Source organism: Adhaeribacter aerolatus (genome assembly GCF_007991635.1).
Lineage (GTDB): Bacteria > Bacteroidota > Bacteroidia > Cytophagales > Hymenobacteraceae > Adhaeribacter > Adhaeribacter aerolatus.
The window spans coordinates 1-22,294 of record NZ_BJYS01000013.1 but is presented as its reverse complement, the minus strand read 5'-3'; the positions used below and the strand labels follow the sequence as shown (position 1 = coordinate 22,294).

Below are 22,294 nucleotides of genomic sequence, written 5' to 3'. Positions count from 1 at the left end.
CTACTGCAGAAGTTAGATTACCTTTTCCGGTTCATTCGATTTGGCCAGAGAAATCAAGCCGCCCATCGCGCCTAAATTCATCGAGTCTAAAGCAGAACTAGGTACAATCACCATCGAACCCTTTTCCTTTAAACCTTCAAACAGCATGTTCATACCTCGCAGGTGTAACGCTACTGGGTTATTCCGGTACTGTTCACTGGCTTCGGCAAATTTATAGGCAATCTCGGTTTCGGCAGTTCCCAGAATTACCCGGGCGCGGCGTTCCCTTTCGGCTTGCGCCTCTTTGCTCATGGCATCGGCTAAAGTTTGCGGAATAATAATGTCTTTTATTCCCACACTCTGGCAGGTAATTCCCCAGGGGTTGGTATGATGATCCATGATCTGTTGCAGGTCTTCGGCTACTTTGTCTCTTTCCTGCAGTAAGTCGGCCAATTCGTGTTTGCCAATCATGTCTCTTAAACCGGTCTGGGCAATATAATAAATAGCAGTTTCGTAGGCTTGCACTTCGAGCGCCGCTTTTTCTACATCCCAAACAGTCCAGTATACCACGGCATCTACATTAACCGGCACGGTATCTTTGGTTAAAGTTTGTTCAGCTTTAAAGTCGGTCACTCGAACCCGCTGGTCTATGTAATTATCTATTTTATCTATAATCGGAATGATAAAGAATATACCGGGCCCTTTCAGACCCTGGTACTTACCCATCCTTAAAACCACCGCTTTCTCCCATTGGTCGGCAATATTTATGGCGCGGGCACAGAAAAAAGAGAGTATTACCAAGAACGCGAATACGGCCGGATTAACGAGTTGCAAATGCAAGAGCCCGACCGAAATGCCTAGCAGAATAATTAACACGGTTGCCGAAATAGGATTCCACCATCTATTTGTAGTTGTTTTCATCTGATTTTTGTTTTTGAAGTTGATTAATAATATCCTCTATGGAGAAGCCATAGCTAAAGGCAATAGCAGAAAACTCATTACATATTTCTTTTAATTTATTTTTCTTTTCTTCCGTTGGTATCTGAATTTTTAGGTCACTGATAAAGGTGCCGGTACCCTGCTGGGTAGCCAAAATATTCTGAATTTCCAGTTCTTTGTAAGCTTTGGCCACCGTATTCAGGTTTACTTTTAAATCCACAGCCAAAGACCGGACAGTAGGCAGTTGCTCGCCGGTTTTCAGTTTACCGGCTGCAATGCCAAATTTTATCTGATCGATAATTTGCCGGTAAAAAGGAGCGCCGGATTTAGGGTCTAATTTAAAATCAATCATTATACTGTTGTTATAGTATCATAATGTACTATATGTATAGTACAAGTGTACAATGTTGTTTGTTTAATGTCAAGTAATTAAGAATAAATATTTTGAGCATAAATATTAAGTAAGGAGTCCACGGTTGCTAAGGGCTCCGTGCATACAATGTCTACCAAGCAGGAAAATTAATTATGCATAATGATATCCCCTTATGTTCCTTGATTAGGCATCCATTTTTATAGAATGCCCGCACAGCTGGTGCCTGCTTTCTTTACAAGCACTAAATCTGTAAACTGAATTGCTGGCGAACTTGCCAATTTGGCTGACAAGTGCAATGCTATATGGTTATAAGGCAGAAGTATTTAAAGAGCTACTCTCTATTTTAAGTATATAACTATTATATATTAGGAATTTGGCTATATTTTATATAACTTATCCCTTGCAATAAACCTCCCGCCGGAACAATCCAAGCTTTAAAGGTGCAAATATTTGGATTGGGTAATATATTTCAATCAGCTTATCTCCTTACATATCCTTTAACTAAATATTATGTTAGCAGAAGCAATACCGAGTTCTCAACTAAAGATGAGCCTGCGGGGTAAACTCATCGAACCGCAGGATGCGGATTACGAAACTTGCCGTAAAGTTTATAACGGCATGATTGATAAACACCCTACTATGATTGCCCGCTGTTTAGATGAGGCAGATGTGATAGCAGCCGTGAACTTTGCCCGGGAAAATGACATGCTGGTTGCCGTAAGAGGTGGCGGTCATAACGGAGCGGGCCTGGGAATGTGCGATGGTGGTCTGGTAATCGACTTATCTTTGATGAAAGGCTCTCACGTTGATCCTGCGGCTGGTACAGTGCAAGTGCAGGGAGGTTGTACCTTAGGCGATGTAGACCATGCTACGCATGCCTTCGGAATGGCGCTACCAATGGGAATTCAATCTACTACGGGTATAGCCGGGCTAACTTTAGGTGGTGGTGTAGGCCATCTTTCCCGCCGTTGCGGACTTACCATTGATAACCTGCTGGAAGCTGATGTGGTTTTAGCGAATGGGCAATTCGTGAAAGCCAGTGCAAAGGAGAACCCTGATTTATTTTGGGCATTGCGGGGTGGTGGCGGTAACTTCGGGGTGGTTACTTCCTTTTTATTCCGGACCCATCCAATTAGTATGGTATACGGCGGGCCTATGCTCTGGGAACTGGAAGATGCAAAAGAGGTAATGCGGTGGTATCATGAATTTATTCAGCATGCGCCCGATGAAATGAATGGCTTTTTTGCTTTTCTAATCGTACCGCCCGGCGCACCTTTTCCGGAACACCTGCACCTAAAAAATATGTGTGCGGTAGTTTGGTGTTACACTGGTCCGCAGGAAAGTGCAGAAAAAGCGTTTGAGCCAATCCGCAATTTTAAAACCCCGGCACTTGACTTAGTGGGGCCACTACCGGTACCCGCGTTGCAAAGTATGTTCGACCCCTTAATGCCCACCGGCATGCAATGGTACTGGAAGGGCGATTATGTAAAAGAACTTACCGATGAGGCCATTGACCTGTATATAAAATATGGTTCTCAATTACCTACCATGCTTTCTACTGTGCACCTTTACCCCATAAATGGAGCAGCAGCCCGGGTAGATAAAAAAGCAACGGCCTGGAATTACCGCGATGCTACTTATGCCATGGTTATCGCTGGCATTGACCCCGACTCGGGAAATAAAGATATTATTACCAATTGGGCCAAAGACTATTGGCAAGCCGTACATCCGTATAGCTTAGGTGGTTCTTATATTAATTTTATGATGGAAGAAGGCCAGGACCGGGTAAAAGCAACTTACGGCGACAATTATAATCGGTTGGTAGAAATTAAGAATAAATACGACCCAGATAATTTGTTTCGGGTGAACCAGAATATTATACCGGCCAGCAGCTAATAAAACTTAGCCTTAAAAGTACACCTGAAAAGGTGTACTTTTTTTATCTCATTATTTTCAAAATTTGCTTTCTTGATGACAATACTATAAGATTTGCTTTCTTGAAGTTTTAGGAATTAACACTCTCCGGAAGTATACCGATTAAAGGTTGAATTTACGCTCTAAACCATACAGGTGCAGCTGGCCCAACCTTGCTGTTTTCATCCCCTTATATAGTGGCCAAGTTTTGGATTACGGTCGGTTTCTGGATAATGGCTAACTTCTGGTAAGCAGTCATTGATACGGCGGCAGTTTTTAATTCAAATTTTTGTACCTGCGTGTTCTGTCCATTCCATACTTTTACATAGTACACCCCATCTGCCAACTCGGCTAAATCAAAGCGTACCCGGGTAGCCGTTTCTTTATGAGATACTTTTTTGGTGGCAATAGTATTTCCGGAGGCGTTTATTAAACGAATGATTGTTTTGGGGTTGGCTTCTTCTGCTACTACTACATCTAACTTAGACATTAAAACCTGCACAACAGTTGCGGAGCCTGGAGCAGCTTGCGCTGCATGATCCTTGTCAATATTTTTGGGAGTAGCAGCAAAACTAACAGAAGTGGTACTTACGGTTAAAGCAACGATGATGGCGGCAAATAAATTTTTCATGATTTAAATTTTTATAAAGTTTTAATATTGATTTAAATTACTAAGCGGCTGTTTTTAGCCGTTTTGATGTTACAAAGGAGGCACTTCTTCTGTTTAGTAAAAAATAGAATAGACAGGCTTGAGAAGATCATCTACAGCCTGGCCGACGGAAGCGATGAGATAGATAAAAGAAGCAGGCGCTTGAATATAATTCCCGTTGGTAGATAAATTAGCTGGGTTTGGTAGATGTAATCAGAACTTTAATAGATTAAAAAAGCACAAGTGCGGCCATTGCGGTAATTTAGCAGTTAGGCTTGCCTTTATTTCTAACCCCTAAATATTCAGATGATTACTTTTTCCCTACGGCCTTACTTACCTGCTCTAATTCATATTTTAGTGTGGACTACCTTGGGCGTAATGCTGCTGGTGTTGCAGCCTTTAAGCTGGAATATTGCGTTACCTACTCAGTTCTGGATAATGCAAGGCATTATTTTTTGTGTCTTTATCTGCTTGTTTTATCTGAATGCCAATGTTTGGGTACCTCATTTTCTATTTAAAAATAAGATATGGCTGTTTATGTTTCTGGCTTTAGCCACCAGCGTGGGTGTTTTTATACTTTTAAATACAGCCAGCAAATGGTTAAATTTATCGGAGTTAATGTACCAGGCTACGCATGCAAACAGGCCGGATACCATGCGCTCGCACCGGCGGGAAGGGGGATTTGATATGGGCCGTCATTTTTTTACCAGCGGGATGATTCTGCTCATTCTTTTTATTAGTACCAGCGTGGCAACCGTACAAAAATGGCGTATGGAAACAAAAGTCCGGCAGGACCTGGAACAGGAGAAAATTAGCTCCGAACTTTCTTTTCTGAAAGCCCAGATTAATCCGCACTTCTTTTTTAATACGCTCAATAATATTTATTCGCTCACAATGTTTAACGTAGAGCTGGCCCAGAAGGCCCTGCATACGTTGTCGCGGATGATGCGTTACGTGCTCTACGATACCCAAGCCGACAGAACGCTGTTGAGCAAAGAACTAGCTTTTGTGCAGGATTATATTGACCTGATGAAACTGCGGCTAACCGACAAGGTACAGGTTATTTTTGAGCAACCCGCTTCGTTAGCCGATGTACCTATTGCCCCCATGTTGCTCTTGCCGTTTATCGAAAATGCCTTTAAATATGGGGTGAGTACGGAGGAGCCTAGCCGGATTTACATTGGGATAAAGCAGCAACATAAGCACCTGGCTATTGAGGTACGCAATACCCTTTTTACCCAAAAGCGGGTAACCTTAGACGAGAGCAATGGCATTGGCTTAATAAATACCCGCCGCCGCCTCGACTTACTCTACCCGCATAATTATAGTTTAAATATTACGGAGAAAACGCCGGAAAACGAATTTGTGGTGCACTTAGCTTTAGATTTATGATGACTTTAACCTGCATTGCCGTTGACGACGAACCCCTGGCACTGGAGTTGGTTTGTACCTTTATCAAGCAAACGCCTTTTCTGCAACTAGCCGGCCGGTATACCAGCGCCCTGGCCGCCCTGAACCACCTGCACCAGCAGCCGGTAGATCTAATATTTCTGGATATTCAGATGCCGGATTTAAGTGGTACGGATTTGGCGCGCGTACTAGATAAAGGCCAGCCTGGCCAAGGGCCGCGGATTATTTTTACCACCGCTTTTAACCAGTATGCCTTGGAAGGTTACCGGCTCGATGCGCTGGATTATTTATTAAAACCATTTAACTACGCCGAATTTATTAGAGCCGCCAATAAAGCTTTGGCTTACGCCGAACTCCGGCAGAAACCAACGGAGCCCAACCCGGTAGTAACTGCCCCGGCAGCGGCGGACGATGAATATATTTTTCTGAAAGTAGAGTACCAGTTGGTGCGGGTAGCGCTGAACGATATTCTTTACATTGAAGGGTTAAAAGATTACGTGAAAATACACCTGCAAAGCGCTCCTAAACCTATTCTATCGCTCATCAGCCTGAAAGCCCTCGAAGAAAAATTACCCGCTAAGAAGTTTATGCGCATCCACCGGTCCTTTATTGTAGCCCTGGATAAAATACAATCGGTTACCCGGCAAAGCGTTCAGATTGGCGCCGCTAATATTCCGGTGAGTGACCAATACAAAGATGCCTTTAACAAGTTTATAAACCGCTGGGTTTAAACCTTTAAGCTTTTTTTGATAGTTAAAATATTCTTTTTATTATCTGCGAATAATTTAGTAGTTGCCGCTAGTCTGGTTATTAGTTATTCTGAGCGACCTGGTTCGAACTTTTAGTAGGTAAACAGCATAAATATAGCCGGTATAATTAGTTGCTTATGCCAGTGAAAACCATTCGTTTGCTGTTGCCAGTAGGTAGGTCAGGTTGCTGACTGATTTAGGGTTAAACCATTTTAAAGGTGCTTAAAACCAAGTAGCTCAACAAGCATTTGCAACTCCGTTCATAATTGAAATAATAAAAATTCTCTTACCAACCCTTCTTGCCGGGCTGCACTGACCGGTTAATAGTAGCGTAGAGCCCATTTAAACCAGCTTTAAGCCGGCCACTAGCTGCCGCGGTAATAATCCCCGTTTTCGCTGTAACCAATGCCTGTACCTTTGGTGCCTTAGTAGGTGCCGCTGCGCAATGCTTAGCCAACGGAATATTAATGAAATCAATACCCAATTACATGAAGTCTCCATCAGATTAAAACTTAATCGGGCTCAAAGTCAGTGCGGTTTGATTAATTTTTTATTGTCAGAATGCTATTGCCGCCTTTTACTTTCCTCAAAAACGAGCGCGTTCTCTACCAGTAAATACAAGCTTTTATTACATTAAGCGGCTGTTGTCTGTAATCAGGTGAAAGTTTAAACGTTTAGTAGAATTTTTTATATAAATATATTTCAATAACTTAACAGGAGAATTCAATTTGGTATGCACCATTCTTTAAATTTTGTGTTAAGTTTAAAATGGCTGCCCATGCTGATATTAGTAAGCTGCACCTTAAATATTTCCGGAAAGGCCCAGGAAGCAGCTATTAGTAAAACGCAAATTCTTAAAATCGCCCACCTCGACGGCCTGAAAGTTAAGTGTATTTTAAAAGATACCTATGGCTTTATGTGGTTTGGTAGCGAAACCGGCTTATACCGGTACGATGGCTACCATGCCGAATTAATTAATACGTCCTCCGTTGGTATCCGGTTAACGGCCGATTTGGTGCTGGCGCTTTATGAAGACCACCAAGGTAACCTGTGGATTGGCACGGGTAATGGCTTACAAAGGCTTAGTGCTGACCGGAAATCCATTAAGTCTTACCTGGTTACAGCAGGCGCTGTGACAGAAGCTAAAAAAGCCATCTATGCGATTACCCAAACGCACGATGGAGCTATCTGGTGTAGTTCCGACGATGGTTACTTATATCGTTCTACTGATAGAGAATCTTTTTCACGTATTCCGAACTCGTTTGCCGCTGACTATACAGGTCTGCAACGGATTGTACTTCAAATCTCTGAAGATGATAAACAGCAGCTATGGGTTGCCGATAAGCAGCATGGTTTCCGGGAATTAAACCCGCAGGGCCAGTTGCTGCATGACTTCTCGCTTCCGGCGAACAGACTTTGTTTGGCTTCATTTACAAATAAAGCTATTCGCTTCTACGCCGATCAGCGAAAGATTTATGTTTACAGGCCGGCTTTAAATAAATTTATTCTCCTGGTAAATGAGGAACAGCTTAGTTTGTTAAAAGATCCAATTAAGCACTTTTACCAGGATAAAAAAGGCTTCCTCTGGCTGGTTACCCAAAGTGAATTATTTCGCTTCGACCTGAAATCAAAGCAAATTGAAAATTTCACCGGGCAGTTTATGCAAAGCGGGGCCGGCTATTTTCAGATTGAATGCCTGTACGAGGATGCTAACGAACAACTCTGGCTGGGTTCTTATTTTGGCGTTTACAAGCTAAATAACCGGGAGAGTATTTTCAAAACTATTTCCCTGCCCAAAGGTATTGGGGCCTATCCTTATTTTAGCACGCGGGGCTTGCTGCAGTCGGCCGATGGCGATTTGCTTATTGGCAGTTATAGTGGCTTTTTTAAATACAACTTGGCTCTTAATAAATTTAAAGAGTATAAAGTTAAAAGGGATAATACCTGGGTAAACCCGCTGGCCCGAGCCTTGGTACGCGGTAACGACGGAACTATTTGGATGGCTACCGAAGCATTTGGGTTAGGTCATTTTAATCTAAACAGCCATACACTTACCGCTTACCTGGATAAACCCAAGGCTTCAGTAAAGGATAAGACTCCTATTATATCAACGCATAATTTTTCTTTGTTAAAGGATGACGAAGGCTTACTTTGGTTGGGCGGCTATAATAATTTGTACACCCTTAACCCGCAGAACGGCCAGGCGCAGTTGTTTAACTGGGGAAAGGAAAAGAAAAGTTTTCCGCTTTTACAGATCCTGGCTATACACCAGGGCCGCGACAAATCTATTTGGTTAGGTACCGATTACGGGCTATACCGCATAAACAAAAAGCAAGGTTTAATCTTACATTACAGTTCGGCCACGCCAGGCGCTAGCAAGCCAGGATTAACGCATAATTTTATAAACTGTATTTACGAAGATAAAAAGGGTTGGCTGTGGCTGGGCACAAAAGGTGGTGGTATAAATGTGTTTAATCCGGAAAATGGCCGGGTAGAGGAGCACTATACCGAAAAGGACGGGTTAGCAGATAATAAAGTTTGTGCCATTTTGCCCGGGGCAGAAAACCAACTATGGATAAGCACTTTCAACGGCTTATCCCGTTTAAACCTGCAGCATAAATTGTTTCGTAATTTTTACACCCGCGATGGCCTGCGCACAAATGAATTTAACCAAGGATCGGCTTTAGCCGGAACCGATGGTAACTTATATTTTGGTTCGATGGATGGCATTATTTATTTTAATCCGAATAAATTGATGCTGCCAACCCAAGTATCTCAGGTCAGGCTCACTAAACTGGTGCAGCACAATGGCCTGAAAAACAAAATAGAAGAAACTACCCTGGACATTAACAGTTTAAAAACCATTAACCTCCATTACCAGGACAAGTTCTTCTCGGTTTATTTTGCGCTAAAAAATTATTTCGGACCGCACAACAACCAACTCCAGTTTGCTTACCGGCTGGCAGGTCTTTCGGATGAATGGCAAAACATTGGCGCCGTAAATTATTTACAATTAGCTGGTTTGCCTGCCGGCAAATATACCTTAAGCATCAAAGCAAAGAGCAGCAATGGTACCTGGGGTAAAGAACTCCACATACCTGTTTTGGTGGGGCAGGCTTTTTACCTATCTACGGCAGCTTATCTGTTTTATACCTTGGTAGCCTTAGTTATTATAGGGGCCATTTTCTATGTTCAGCTAAGCCGTATCCGTTTGCAAAACAAATTTGCTTTAGAACATTTACAAAACGAAAAACTGCAAGAGTTAAACCAATTAAAAACTCAGTTCTTCACCAACATTACCCACGAATTCCGCACCCCTTTAACCCTTATTATGGGGCCGCTGGAGCAGTTACGCGCCCAGCCGGCGCTGGCTTCCCCCGAAATAATCAGACAGCAGCATAAAATTATATACCGGAATGCCCAACGTTTACTGCGCCTGATAACTCAATTATTGGATTCTGCTAAACTGGAAGCTGGCAGCATGAATTTAAATGAGTCGCAAGGTAATGTGGTTGAGTTTGTTGGAAATATCGTGGAAACGTTTCGCTTACAAGCCCAAAAGAAATTCATTCGATTGGACTTCCATGCCGAAGGAAAACCGGCTGAACACCTTTTTGACGCGGAAAAGCTGGAAAATATTATTTATAATCTGCTTTCTAATGCCCTTAAATTTACCCCGGCCGGTGGCACCGTGCAGATAGACCTGACTTGGACCAGAGTTGTGAGAGCAGAAGACTTGTTGCAGTTGCAGGTTACGGATACCGGCATTGGTATTCCGGCCGCGCAACTGCCTTTAATATTCGACCGGTTTCAACAGGTAAATGACCCGCGCACACAATTTTTGGCCGGGTCAGGCTTGGGCTTGTCTTTGGTAAAGGAATTAACACAATTATTAGGCGGACAGGTTGAAGCAGAAAGTCAGGTAGAAAAAGGAACAATTTTTAGGGTAACCTTGCCAATGCGGAAAGCGGATAATGTGGTTCCGGGCAAGCTGGTGGCGGCGTTGCCAGTTATTATGCCGGAAGAGGAAATTTTATCCCCACCCTTACCTCTGGTAGCTGAAGATGCCCCTTTAATATTAGTAGTAGAAGACCACGACGAATTGCGTGCTTTTGTTAGCCAGGGCCTAACCCTAGAATACCGGGTAATAATGGCTGCCGATGGGGCAGAAGGCTGGCGATTAACGCAGCAGGAATTGCCCGATCTAATAATTGCCGATGTAACCATGCCCCAAATGGACGGGTTTACGCTGAGTCAATTGATAAAGGGTACGCCGCTTACTACCCACATTCCGGTTATCTTATTAACGGCCCGTACCTCTGCCGGCAACCGGGTACAGGGGCTGACAGCAGGTGCTAATGATTATTTAACCAAGCCCTTTAACTTGCAGGAACTACAATTGCGGGTAGCCAATTGGCTCAGTTATCAGCAGACGTCGCGCCAATACTGGTTCCGCCAATTTTCTCAACCCGACTCCGGAGAACCGCCGCTTAACTTACCGGTAGAACCAGCCGAAGATCCTTTTTTACAAGAGTTATATAGAATATTAAACCGCGAATTAGCCAACGCTGACTTTGCTGTAGAGCAAATGGCTGATAATATGAACGTGAGTACCCGAACCCTGCACCGAAAATTAGCAGCCCTCACCGATATGAACGCCAACACGCTCATCCGGACTTATCGGCTGAATAAAGCGGCCATGCTTTTGCGGGAAGGGCATTCTGTTTCGGAGGTTGCCGAGCTGACCGGTTTCGAAGGCCTTTCTTACTTTTCTAAATGCTTTAAAGAGCAATTTTCTGTTTCTCCCTCCCAATATGCTTGATCTTAACCTGGAGAATAAAGCGGTAAAAGCACTTTGCTGTTTTTATCCGGCTATGTTTTACTGTAAAGCCTGTTATTTTGCTTCTGTGGCCAATTAATTGCAAAGAATGGCCATTTTCTGCTAACGGTTTACCTCTACAGAATCTACTTTTACCTTAGAATAAGGCAATAATTATTACGGCCAACTAGCTCCGGATAGGTTATACCAAGGGCGGTTTTATTTAGCCCAACAATCTGAAACAAATCCTGGACATAGCCTACAGAATCAGGCCGAATCCTGAAAAGCCTTCTTTCAGCATTATTTCTTATGCTGTCTTTGTACTCACTTTGCTTTATCCAATAATTAATAAACCCAATAAAAACAAAAACTTATGGATCTACATTTACTTAGTAAACAGAAAAGAATTGACAGCTTAAGTTCTTCTCTGGCAGAAAAGAAATTCGCATGGTTCTTTTTCTTTTCCTTAGTCACCTTGTTGCTGGCTTCTTCCTCCACAGCTACCGCCCAGCGGGTATATCCTGACTTGTTAACTACTATAAAAAGTAACGGCTCGGATTACTACCTTACTTATACCTGGGAAGGATTGGATGTAGTAAATTGCGGTAGTGAAAAGGAGCCGGTTCTTGAGATTAGGTATAAACCAAATGGTTCAAATAAAGAGATTTATTTTGTCGATAGAGCCGACACCAAGCTGCCAAACAACGGCTCAAAAGTCTTGGGCGTAGGCCCGGGGCAGAATGGTTACGGGAGTATCAGGTATCAGGAAGGCTACCCTTCGGGCGGCTGTTTAACCTGGGTTTGGAGCGGTTTCCCAAGGGCTATGAATGAAGAAGAACATAATGCGCCGGGTTACAGTGTGGAAGGGGCGGCCTCTACGGCTGCCATCAAAAACCCAACCGGCGTAACTGCTTCCAATCAAACGGGGTTTGATTACATAGAACTAAAATGGAGTAAGGGTACTGATATTCCGGATTCAAATTCAGTTTACCGGATCTATCGGGATGGAAACCTGATTCAGACGGCCAACGGGGATCAGCGGTCCTGGAAAGACGCCTCCGTAAACCCGGGCGCGACTCATAACTACTCCGTACGTACTTATTCAACCAAGTGGGGCGTTCACGAATCCTCCGGCGTTCCTGTAACCGGCTATTCCAAATCTATTGCGGTTAATGCTTCTGATGGAGCCTTCACTAACCGGGTTCGGCTGGAATGGTTAAATATTTCTTCCTTTGCTGATAATATCCGGATAGAGCGCAGTTTACCAAATGCCACTGCTTTTGAGGAAGTTGAAATTTTAAACAAAAACGCCACCTTTTACAACGATAACACCGCCATTCCGGGATATGTTTATACTTACCGCCTTACCCCGATCAAGGACGGCCGAACCTTTCCTTCTTACGACAACACTGGTTATATCTTACCTAATGGTAAAATAAGCGGTACCGTACAATCTAAATTTGGGGCCAATGTGGCCGGCGTAACGGTAGTAGCCACCGGCATCGTAAACGGAACGCCTATTTCCTCCTACAATCACAATGGTACCACTATTGAGTTTAAGGCTGTAACCGATGCTGCCGGGTATTACGAAATTAAGAATATTTACTATTTCGATAATGCAGAATTTACTTTAACACCATCCAAAGGCGATCATGAGTTCGACCCAATTACCCACAAAAGAACTTTGGATCAGAACCTGTATGTAGTAAATGGGGTGAATTTTAAAGATAATACGGTTTATACCATTGCCGGAACAGTAGCCGACCCCAACGGATGTCCGGTGGAAGGCGTAAGTATGCTGCTGGATGGAAAAGATATTGGTAACCGGACGAACATAGAAGGTAAGTACCTGATTAACGTGGAGAATGAAGGCACCTACAATGTGAAGCCAGTCTTTTACCATCATACTTTTAACAAAGCATCAGAAAATGTAACGATTACTACGGAATTGGTCACCGCCAATTTTACGGATACGCAAACAGAGAAAGTACTGGTAAGTTTACTTTCCGGCTGTGGCGATGCCGTTACGGCATCTTTTAAAGTGAATATCCGTTCGGTGGCTGATCCGGCCAAGCCCGATATTTATTGTTATGACCAAACCATTACAATTAACGGCGCCAGTCAGCAAATTGAATTGCCCGCCCAGAAATACTCCCTGCAGGTTGTAGAAACTTCTCATAACAGCAGCAATATTTTAAAACAAATGGCAGCTCTGGGTCGCATTGAATTGGACCTGACCCAACAGGAAAAAGTAAATAATGTAGCTGTTACGCGCAAAGCTCCTTTTGTATTTCATGAAGGGCTGTCTATAACCTTTAAAGATTTGCCAACTACCAAGTGCAACAACGATTATGTGATGGAGCAGCATTTCTTGTACCCTATAAAAATTGAGGTAAAAGAAATTAATACCTACTTAAACACCAGTTGTTTTGTAGCCGAAGGCGAACTGCAAATTACCGATGATGTTGGCGATAAAGGCGTTTTTAAATTGCCGGTAGGCAATGGCACGGTTACTTATTCGCTTAAAGCCGGATTACCAAACATTGTAGCGCCATATAGAAAAAGGTTTGAAGTAACAGCCAGGATAGGCTCAGCTGTGCCCGTAACTGCTTCGTTTAGTGCCATTGTAACGGGTGGCAAACCGCGGGTAGGAACCTTTGTAACCCGTACGCCCGAGCTGCCCCATTTAATATTGCACGACCCCATGGGCGATCAAAGTTATAGCTATCTGCAGAAAGACTCTTCTTATACTTTTATTACCCAAACGGCAGTTACTAATTCAAAAGAAACCGGTGCATTCGTAAATCTGAAAATAGGCGGCGGGGTTAGTGGCCTCCCATTTGTTCCGGAATTTGGGGCCGGTATTAAATTTGATACCCAATTATTAAACGGGGAAACAGCCATTAACGGAGATGCCTTAGCTACTACCATCACCGCTACGCAGCAACTTTCTACAGCCAATACCAATGTTTTTACCGGCTCCCAGGGCGATGTATTCGTAGGCGCTTCTTACAACATCCGTTACGGGCTGATTGATATTGTAAAAGTAGAAAACTGCCAGGTGGTGCCGGATGTATCCATTTACTGGAATCCCGAATCAATTGCTACCACTTATACTTATACCGATTATCAGATTCGGTATAATATTCTTACCCAATTAAAGCGCTTAAAGGAAATTAGCGAGAAAAGGGCTACCCGAACCGGTTTGCAGTCGGCAAAGGATACGGTACAGATGTTAAACAGCTCTATTAACGTGTGGCAGCAAGTGCTCGATAAAAATGATAAGCAGCGGGAAGAAATCTCGCAGCAGCACTTCATCGAGAACCGTTCCTTCAGTGCCGGCGCGCCCTTTACCTCAGTAGTTACAAAATCTACTGAAAACACTACTACTTATGATTTCTCTACCTTTATCAATAGCGATATTGCCATTGGCGGATTTGCCTACTTAGGCGGCTTCTTATCAGCCGATTTGGGTGCCTTGATCAATTTTAAATGGTCGAGTCAGACTACTACCAATACCAGCATTGCCAAAAGCACCACCATTGGTTATCACCTGGATGATGATGACATTGGTGATTTTTTTAGCGTGGATATATACAATGACCCGCGCTACAATACACCATTGTTTAAGCTAAATGCCGGTACCAGCAGTTGCCCCAACGAGCCTGGTACCCAAACCCGCGATAAACCCCAGATAGACCTTAACCGCTATACCGTTAGCAATGTGCCCGCTAACGAGCCCGCCGTGTTTGTGGCAAATATTGCCAACGTAAATGAAAGTGAGGAAGGCCGGGAATATGCCGTACGGGTAATTCCGGCCACCAATATGGATGGAGCTATTATCCGGATGGGGGGGCAAATTATTAATACTACGCCGGTTGTGTTCTTCCTGCAACCCGGTCCATCTATTCCCATTACCATTACGGTAGAAAGAGGGCCATACGCTTTTAATTACCAGGATATTCAACTAATGATGTACCCCGAATGCGAGTATGCTATCTTCCAGAACGGGGGCTCTTTTGTGAATACCGACACGGTTTCGATATCCGTTAATTTCCAGAGCCAGTGCAGTACCGTACAGATTAGTAAACCCGGTGACAACTGGCTGATTAATCAGGGCAGTGCGAATAAAATGACGGTTACGCTTACCGGTTATGATGTAAATAATCCTACTTTCACTTCGGTTGGGTTACAGTACCGGGCCGAAGGTAAAACCTGGGAAACAGCAACCACCATTCCGAAGGCGCAACTTATCGATCAGTTTAAAGATTACATCTGGGATGTATCGGATTTAGCAAAATTTGCGGATGGCAAGTACGAGATAAGGGCGTTTGCAACGTGCGAAACCTTAGGCCAAACTACCTATTCCGAAGTTTTGACAGGAAATATTGACCGGGGCTCGGTGGCACCATTTGGCACCCCGTCTCCGGCAGATAACTTCTTAAGGCCCGGACAAAATATTAGCGTAACCTTCGATAAAACCATTAAATGTACCCAGGATTTCAGTTCCAAAGTATCCCTGATCCGCAAGGATAATGGTAGTACGCTGAAAATTAAGGTACAATGTTCCGGCAATACCATTATCATTAAAACCGACCCGGAATCTGCGATTAACGATATTTCACTGGCCGGTGTAGAGTTGACTGCTACCGTGAGTGGAATTGAAGACAATGCCGGCAACATTCAGAAATACCCAACGGTTTGGTCTTTCAAAGTAAATGTAAAACCGGTATTCTGGGATCCGGATAAACTGGAGCAATCGGTTACGATTGGTTCGGGGGTTAAGTTAAAATCAGAACTTAAAAACACGGCTGAAATCAGCAAAGCGTTTACCCTTGCCATTTACCCGTCGTGGCTTACACCATCCGCTCAAAAAGGCGTTATTCAACCCTATGGGGTCTTTCCACTGGAATTTGCCCTCAGTAAAGAGCTGAAACCAGGCGTATACAACGGAGTAGTAGAAGCTGTAATTGATGGCATAAAAGAGGCACTGCCCATCAAGTTAGAACTACTGGCCATTCCTGTTGCCTGGAGCGTAAATGCCTCGGATTATAACTACTCTATGAATATTGTGGCGCAGTACACTTTAAGTGCCCTGCCCAGCAATAGTCCTACTTCTATCGATGAACGGGATGTTATTGCGGCTTTTGTTAACGGCGTACCACGCGGCGTAGCTAAAATCCGGAAGATAGATGGTATGCCGGGTAAGTATGCCGCTTTCCTGACCGTTTATAGCAACGAAGCGGGGGCAGGTAAAGAAATTATTACCTTCCGCATGTGGAATGCTTTAACAGGGGTAGAATATGGTGCTTTGGAAAAAACTCCTTTTGTGATAGACGGCATTACCGGCTCTCCCGCTACGCCTTACCTGCTCCATTCAGAAGGTACTTTCCAGGTTATACCACTCAAAAAAGGCTGGAATTGGGTATCTCTGAATGTAGAAACACCCGACATGACCCGCGAAAAAGTATTCAGCAGTTTGTTAGCCTCGGGCAATAAAATAACGGTAAAAAGCCAGACTGATTTTACCGACTTTACGCCGCAGTCTGGCTGGAGCGGTACCCTGAAAACGGTTAATTTAACCAGTGGCTATATGGTGTATTTATCGGACCGGCCCGACACTTTGCGTGTGGTAGGTACCACGCCAACTACCTTTACACCGGTTGCGTTACCGGGTGGCTGGAACTGGATTGGTTACCCTAAACTGCAAAATGCTGATATTAAAACCGCTTTGGGCGCTACTTTCGTCCCTAAAAATGATGATCTCCTAAAAAGCTTTACCTCGTTTGCTACTTATTCCAGCGCGGTAAACGCCTGGCTGGGCGATTTAAGAACCCTGGACCCAGGGCAGAGCTACAAACTTAAATTATCGGCTCCGGCTAATTTGGGTTACCACAAAAAAGCAACCGATGGATCTAATTTTGAGATAGATGAACATAAGTACGAATATACCATGACCCTAACCGGTATGCTGAACCAGAATGGTTTGCCCGTCACGAATAATCAGTACACGGTTGGGGCTTATATAAATGGCGTTTGTCGTGGGTTTGTTCAAACAGAATATCTTTCTGCAAAGAAAACCAATCGCATCTTCCTGACTATCTATGGGCAGGCCGCTGACGCCGGCGAACTTATCGAGTTTAAAATTTTTAATATAAATACTGGCGAGGAAATGGCGGCGGAAAATAAAGGTATTGCTTTTATCACCGATAAAATTGTGGGCGAAATGCAACAGCCTTATATGCTGAACTTTAACGACCAGTTTTTTGAAAGTGGTTTTTCTTTAGCGCAAAACAAGCCTAATCCATTCGCGGCTTCTACGGCTATTGATTATACCATACCGGAAGATGTATTGGTTGAGCTTACACTCTACGATAAGCTAGGCCGGCAGGTAAAAGTTTTGGTTAATGAGAAAAAGGCGGCTGGTAATTACAGTATTGTCCTGAATGCCGCTGAGTTAGCAAGTGGTGTTTATATGTACACCCTGAAAGCGGGTAATTATGTGAAAACCCGTAGGCTGGTAGTGGTGCGGTAGTTTACTAACACTGGTTTAACAAATAAAAAGAGGCGCATTATTTAATGCGCCTCTTTTTATTTGTTATAGCCTTCAATCAAATTTAATGCAAAGGCTGAAAAGAGATACTGCAAACTCCTTCTGAGAAGGCTCTTGCTCAAATGGTAATTATCAATTTGGCGCCACTTAACTTAGAAGTTTTTTCTTATTGCTGTTTTTGAACGAAATCTATTGCCATTAGTAGTTTTATCACTGCCAACGCTTCCAACTAATCAGGCAATAATTTCTTTTATTACCCTTCCGTGTACGTCAGTCAGGCGGTGGTTGCGGCCCTGGAATGCATAAGTCAGCTTCTCGTGGTCCATGCCCAACTGGTTTAAAATAGTAGCCTGTAAATCGAAGACATCGGTGCGGCCTTTAATACCATAATAGCCAATCTCATCGGTTTCGCCGTGGGTGTAACCACCTTTTATGCCACCTCCGGCCAGCCACACCGTAAAAGCTTCGGTGTGGTGATCGCGACCTTTGAAAGCCATTTGCTTTCCTTCCCGGTTTTCCTGCATCGGCGTCCGGCCGAATTCGGCCCCCCAGACTACCAGGGTTTCATCCAGCAAGCCACGCATCTTTAAATCTTGGAGTAGAGCCGCCACTGGTTTGTCTATTTTTTTGCATAAATCGCCGAAGCCCTTATCTAGTGCATTCGTAGGATCATTACCATGCGAATCCCAGCCCCAATCGAATAGCTGTACAAACCGTACCCCTTTTTCTACCAGGCGCCGGGCCAGTAAACAATTATTCGCAAAAGAAGCTTTACCTGGTTCCGTGCCGTATAGTTCGTGAATGTAAGCCGGCTCTTTGTTAATATCCATTACCTCCGGCACCGAAACTTGCATTTTAAAAGCCATTTCGTATTGCGAGATCCGGGAAATAGTTTCGGGATCTTTCATTTCATCGTAATGCAGCTTATTTACTTCATTAATTGCTTCTATCGATTGCTTCCGCAAATCACGGCTCAGACCAGGTGGGTTTTCGACGTACAAAACGGGTTCGCCGTGTTGCCGGCACTCGACGCCCTGGTAAACAGTGGGCAGGAAGCCACTGCCATAGCCGGCTTTTCCGGCATCCGGCGCTTTGCCTCCGGATAACAGTACCATAAAGCCCGGCAAGTTTTCGTTGAGAGAACCCAACCCATAAGTAGCCCAAGCGCCCATGCTGGGCTTACCCAAACGTGGGCTACCAGTTTGCATGAGCAGTTGCGCCGGAGCGTGGTTAAACTGGTCGGTGTGCATCGCTTTGAGAAAAGAAACCTCATCGGCCATTTTGGCAAATTCGGGTAAGTGGTGCGAAATCCAGGCGCCCGATTGCCCGTATTGTTTAAACTGCGCCTGGGACCCCAGCATTTTAGGAACACCTTTGATGAACGCGAACTTTTTACCTTCCAGCAACGAAGGCGGGCAGTCCTGTCCATCTAATTTATTTAAGGCTGGTTTATAATCGAATAGTTCCAGTTGCGAGGGTGCACCTGCCATGTGCAGAAAAATTACCGACTTGGCTTTTGGGGCAAAGTGCGGGGGCAACGGCAAAAAAGGCTTGCTTAAATCCCGCACAATACCGCTGGCTTCCGGAGCCAGGTCGCTGCCGGTTTTTTGCCAGTTACAGCCTATCAGCGAAGATAAGGCTACGGCGCCCAACCCTGTAGTACACTTCCAGAGGAAATGGCGGCGGGTTAGGTACTCGGCCTGGCGTAACTGGGCTTCTTCAAAAATATTCATGCTCTTTTATCTTTATCTTAACCGAATAAATAATCTTCTCCGGAAAAGAGTTATTCTTTCATTACAAACTCATCTAAATTTAAAATAGCGTTAGCAACCAATGTTAAGGCAGCCAATTGGCTCGGAGCCGAATTTTGTGTAGCGGTTTCTTTGCCTAAAAAGGCGCTTAATTCTTTTGGGTGCTGATTGTAGTAAGTTTCGGCTTGCTGGTGTAATTTAGTGAGCGCCTTTAACTTGGGCGCAGTTGGGGTTTTAAAAAGAGCTGCCGCATAACCATTTTTTATTTGGGTTTCGGACGCGCTACCAGCAGCCTGCATTTTGCGGGCTAAACCCTGCGCAGCCAGCATGTAAACGGTATCGTTCAGGGTTACCAAGGCTTGTAACGGCGTGTTGGTGCGGATACGCCTCGAAACGCATATTTCCCGCCCAGCCGCATCAAACGTCTGCAGCGAAGGGTAAGGTACGGAGCGGCGCCAAAAGGTATAAACAGCCCGCCGGTAAGCATCTTCCCCAGGACTGGTTTGCCATTTCAGGCCACTGTAAACTACCTGCCAGACCCCTTCGGGCTGCGGCGGCATAACACTGCGTCCGTACATTTTTGAACTGAGCAAGCCGGAAACGGCCAGTGCCTGATCGCGTATCTGTTCGGCCGTCAGGCGAACACGCGGGCCACGCGCCAGTAAGCGGTTGGCCGGGTCTTTTTGGATAAGCTCAGGCGTCGTTTTGGAGCTTTGCCGGTAAGTATTAGATAGCACCAGGAGCTTCAATAGCTTTTTAACCTGCCAGCCTTGTTCGTGCTGAAAGTTTAACGCCAGCCAGTCTAACAATTCCGGGTGCGAAGGCTTGGTGCCCTGCGAACCAAAATCTTCCAGGCTCTCTACTAACCCATAGCCAAAAAGCTGTTCCCAGAATCGGTTTACCGTTACGCGGGCAGTTAAAGCGTTGTCGGGGCTTACCAGCCATTGTGCCAAACCCAGGCGGTTTGCCGGGTATTTGGCAAAAGGGTTCAGGAATTTAGGTGTGCCGGGTTGCACTTCTTTGCCTTTTAGTTTCCAATCACCGCGCTCAAACACATACGTATGCCGCCGGAAATCTTGCGGGTTTTCCTGTATAATCGGTGTCTTTTCGGCTTCGGCATTCAGGAGCGCCTGCAGTTTACTTTTAGCTTCGGCGTAACCCGGTTTGTCGGCCCCTGGTAGCGGCTCCGTAAACAACAGCCATTCCAGTTGGTAAACATAATCCTGCGGGTTGGCTAAAGCCGGGTTCAGAAACACGACAAATAAATCGTGTTTGCCGGTGGTCGGTTTTAGGCTGATTATTTCCCGCCGGTAACCCCGCCCTTCCTGCTCGGGTGCCGTTTTATATTCAGCTAATATTTCACCGTCCAATCGGTCTTGCCGAATCTGAAGCGTGCCCCCACCTTTACGGTTGGCAATACTCAATATTAAATCGGTTTTACCAGTTAAGTTTACCCCTTTTAGACGGGCATAGCCATTATGACCACCACCTAAGTATTTGCCATCGGCCAAGGCTGCATTGGTTAATTTATCGAAGGCATGCGGATGTATTTTCGGTTCCCCAATTCTAACCAGGTTTTGGATGCGGGTTAGTTCAGTTGTTCTTTGCGCGGCGGGTAGTTCTTTAATAATCCAGTCTTTTAGTTGACCAACTAATAATTCATCTTCGGGCTTTAAATGAACGAGCGTAGGCGATTCATTCGGAATGTCTTCGTCGCGGGTATTATTAAAGAAAGCCATCGATTGGTAAAAATCTTCGTGCCGAAAGGGATCATAGGGATGGCTATGGCATTGTACACAGCTCATGGTAGTACCCTGCCATACCTCCCAGGTATTGCTTACCCGGTCCAGCAGCGCCGCCGTCCGGAACTCTTCGTCATCGGTACCACCCTCGTCGTTATTAGCTGTATTGCGGTGGTAAGCAGTGGCAATAAGTTGTTCTTCGGTGGGTTTGGGCAGTAAATCGCCGGCTAATTGTTCTATGGTAAACTGATTGAAAGGCTTATCCTGGTTAAAGGATTTTATTACAAAATCGCGGTAACGCCATACATTGCGGTAGTCGTCTTTCTCATAACCTTTCGTATCGGAGTAGCGGGCCAGGTCCAGCCACATCGCAGCCCAACGTTCACCAAAATACGGCGAAGCCAGCAAGCGATCTACTTGCTTTTCGTATGCTCCAGGGGAGTTATCCTGTATAAAATCCTGAACTTCTCTTTCGGTAGGAGGTATGCCAATTAAATCCAGGCTGAGCCGCCGTAATAAAGTGGCTTTATCTGCACTAAGCGACGGCTTTAATCCTTCTTTCTGCAACCGGGCCCATACAAAATTATCTATTGGGTTTACAGCTTTTCCAGATTCATCGGCTGGTACCGTAGGGTATTTAGGCGGAATATAAGCCCAGTGGTCTGCCCATTCGGCTCCTTCTGCAACCCATTTTTTTAGCTTATCAATTTCATCAGGCGATAGCGGTTCGGCATGATAAGGCATACGCTCCTCTGGGTCTTTAAGGGTCAAGCGCCGGATAAATTCACTGTTTTCCGGATCACCCGGGATGATAGCAGGTTTACCAGAATTTGTTTTACGCAATGCGTCGGACCGGGAAAATAGGCTAAAACCGTTTTTTTCTTTTACGCCACCATGGCAAGAAATGCACTTGGTATTAAGAATTGGCCGAATCTCTGCATTAAAGTCAATAGTTCTTTCAGGCTGACGCAAACAGCTAAAATACACAAAGCCTGCCACTAATGTAAGTAGAGCGGAAGTGTAAATGTTTTTCTGAAGCATAGTAATAAAATAGCTGTTTAGTTTATAATGCCATTATATTCATCTTTAAATGATTAAAGAACATAAAGAGGCAAAGCAGGCAAATGCCTTTAAATATATTATTCATTCCAATAATACATTTATTTATAAGAAAGAGCAAGGGACATTTCTTAAGGATACAGTATTTAAGTAAAACGTTCAATTAACTAAATAGGAGATTAGAAGAAGAAGCTATAAAGTTAAAGAATATATGAGAAGTGCTATTTCCAAGAAGGAATTAGGTAATAGGAATTTGCTCGTTTTCTTACCCGATAAAAAGTTAGAATCATTGCCTGGGTTTAGCAGCAGATGGTAAATGAAATATTAGATGGCCTTTCAAATAATCGGCAAGAAAAA

The 22,294-nt window shown here is 44.3% G+C and carries 10 protein-coding genes; 5 read left to right on the top strand and 5 right to left on the bottom strand.

Annotated elements, in window-relative coordinates:
* Nucleotides 1-12 precede the first annotated feature (12 nt).
* Together AAE02nite_RS09465 and AAE02nite_RS09460 are read right to left on the bottom strand one after the other, a co-directional pair.
* Nucleotides 13-900 (bottom strand): slipin family protein, encoded by an 888-nt coding sequence (locus tag AAE02nite_RS09465; protein WP_146897483.1) that lies wholly within the window; start codon nt 898-900, stop codon nt 13-15.
* Nucleotides 881-1,270 (bottom strand): GntR family transcriptional regulator, encoded by a 390-nt coding sequence (locus tag AAE02nite_RS09460; RefSeq protein WP_146897482.1) that lies wholly within the window; start codon nt 1,268-1,270, stop codon nt 881-883. The genes AAE02nite_RS09465 and AAE02nite_RS09460 overlap by 20 nt, the downstream gene beginning before the upstream one ends.
* Nucleotides 1,271-1,801: 531 nt before the next feature.
* Here AAE02nite_RS09460 and AAE02nite_RS09455 point away from each other — a divergent pair.
* A complete protein-coding gene (locus tag AAE02nite_RS09455) occupies nt 1,802-3,187 on the top strand; it encodes an FAD-binding oxidoreductase (RefSeq protein ID WP_146897481.1) in 1,386 nt (461 codons plus the stop codon).
* Between the two features lie 208 nt (nt 3,188-3,395).
* Here the strand turns inward: AAE02nite_RS09455 and AAE02nite_RS09450 are convergent, their stop codons facing one another.
* On the bottom strand, nt 3,396-3,836 hold the full coding sequence (locus AAE02nite_RS09450) for a T9SS type A sorting domain-containing protein (RefSeq protein WP_146897480.1): 441 nt from the start codon (nt 3,834-3,836) through the stop codon (nt 3,396-3,398).
* A gap of 324 nt (nt 3,837-4,160) precedes the next feature.
* Here AAE02nite_RS09450 and AAE02nite_RS09445 point away from each other — a divergent pair, with 324 nt between their 5' ends.
* From AAE02nite_RS09445 to AAE02nite_RS09430, 4 genes are all read left to right on the top strand, one after another.
* Nucleotides 4,161-5,246 (top strand): sensor histidine kinase, encoded by a 1,086-nt coding sequence (locus tag AAE02nite_RS09445; protein ID WP_146897479.1) that lies wholly within the window; start codon nt 4,161-4,163, stop codon nt 5,244-5,246.
* Nucleotides 5,246-5,995, top strand: coding sequence for a LytR/AlgR family response regulator transcription factor (locus AAE02nite_RS09440; protein WP_146897605.1), 750 nt, complete (start codon nt 5,246-5,248; stop codon nt 5,993-5,995). Before AAE02nite_RS09445 ends, AAE02nite_RS09440 begins: the two co-directional genes overlap by 1 nt.
* Before the next feature lie 796 nt (nt 5,996-6,791).
* Nucleotides 6,792-10,835 carry a hybrid sensor histidine kinase/response regulator transcription factor gene (locus AAE02nite_RS09435; protein WP_170252563.1) on the top strand — a complete coding sequence of 1,348 codons (4,044 nt, stop codon included), beginning with the start codon at nt 6,792-6,794 and terminating at the stop codon, nt 10,833-10,835.
* Nucleotides 10,836-11,205: 370 nt separating this feature from the next.
* Nucleotides 11,206-17,367 carry a T9SS type A sorting domain-containing protein gene (locus AAE02nite_RS09430; protein WP_146897477.1) on the top strand — a complete coding sequence of 2,054 codons (6,162 nt, stop codon included), beginning with the start codon at nt 11,206-11,208 and terminating at the stop codon, nt 17,365-17,367.
* 251 nt (nt 17,368-17,618) lie between these two features.
* Here the strand turns inward: AAE02nite_RS09430 and AAE02nite_RS09425 are convergent, their stop codons facing one another.
* Together AAE02nite_RS09425 and AAE02nite_RS09420 are read right to left on the bottom strand one after the other, a co-directional pair.
* Nucleotides 17,619-19,118 (bottom strand): DUF1501 domain-containing protein, encoded by a 1,500-nt coding sequence (locus tag AAE02nite_RS09425; RefSeq protein WP_146897476.1) that lies wholly within the window; start codon nt 19,116-19,118, stop codon nt 17,619-17,621.
* Nucleotides 19,119-19,168: 50 nt separating this feature from the next.
* Complete coding sequence (locus tag AAE02nite_RS09420; RefSeq protein WP_146897475.1) at nt 19,169-21,919, bottom strand: DUF1553 domain-containing protein; 2,751 nt, start codon at nt 21,917-21,919, stop codon at nt 19,169-19,171.
* Nucleotides 21,920-22,294 lie beyond the last annotated feature (375 nt).

What these genes read in the sequence shown, in the direction of transcription:
- AAE02nite_RS09440 (WP_146897605.1), top strand. Translation starts at nt 5,246, where the DNA reads ATGACTTTAACCTGCATTGCCGTTGACGACGAACCCCTGGCACTGGAG.
- AAE02nite_RS09430 (WP_146897477.1), top strand. Translation starts at nt 11,206, where the DNA reads ATGGATCTACATTTACTTAGTAAACAGAAAAGAATTGACAGCTTAAGT.
- AAE02nite_RS09465 (WP_146897483.1), bottom strand. Translation starts at nt 900, where the DNA reads ATGAAAACAACTACAAATAGATGGTGGAATCCTATTTCGGCAACCGTG.
- AAE02nite_RS09445 (WP_146897479.1), top strand. Translation starts at nt 4,161, where the DNA reads ATGATTACTTTTTCCCTACGGCCTTACTTACCTGCTCTAATTCATATT.
- AAE02nite_RS09455 (WP_146897481.1), top strand. Translation starts at nt 1,802, where the DNA reads ATGTTAGCAGAAGCAATACCGAGTTCTCAACTAAAGATGAGCCTGCGG.
- AAE02nite_RS09420 (WP_146897475.1), bottom strand. Translation starts at nt 21,919, where the DNA reads ATGCTTCAGAAAAACATTTACACTTCCGCTCTACTTACATTAGTGGCA.
- AAE02nite_RS09450 (WP_146897480.1), bottom strand. Translation starts at nt 3,836, where the DNA reads ATGAAAAATTTATTTGCCGCCATCATCGTTGCTTTAACCGTAAGTACC.
- AAE02nite_RS09435 (WP_170252563.1), top strand. Translation starts at nt 6,792, where the DNA reads ATGCTGATATTAGTAAGCTGCACCTTAAATATTTCCGGAAAGGCCCAG.
- AAE02nite_RS09425 (WP_146897476.1), bottom strand. Translation starts at nt 19,118, where the DNA reads ATGAATATTTTTGAAGAAGCCCAGTTACGCCAGGCCGAGTACCTAACC.
- AAE02nite_RS09460 (WP_146897482.1), bottom strand. Translation starts at nt 1,270, where the DNA reads ATGATTGATTTTAAATTAGACCCTAAATCCGGCGCTCCTTTTTACCGG.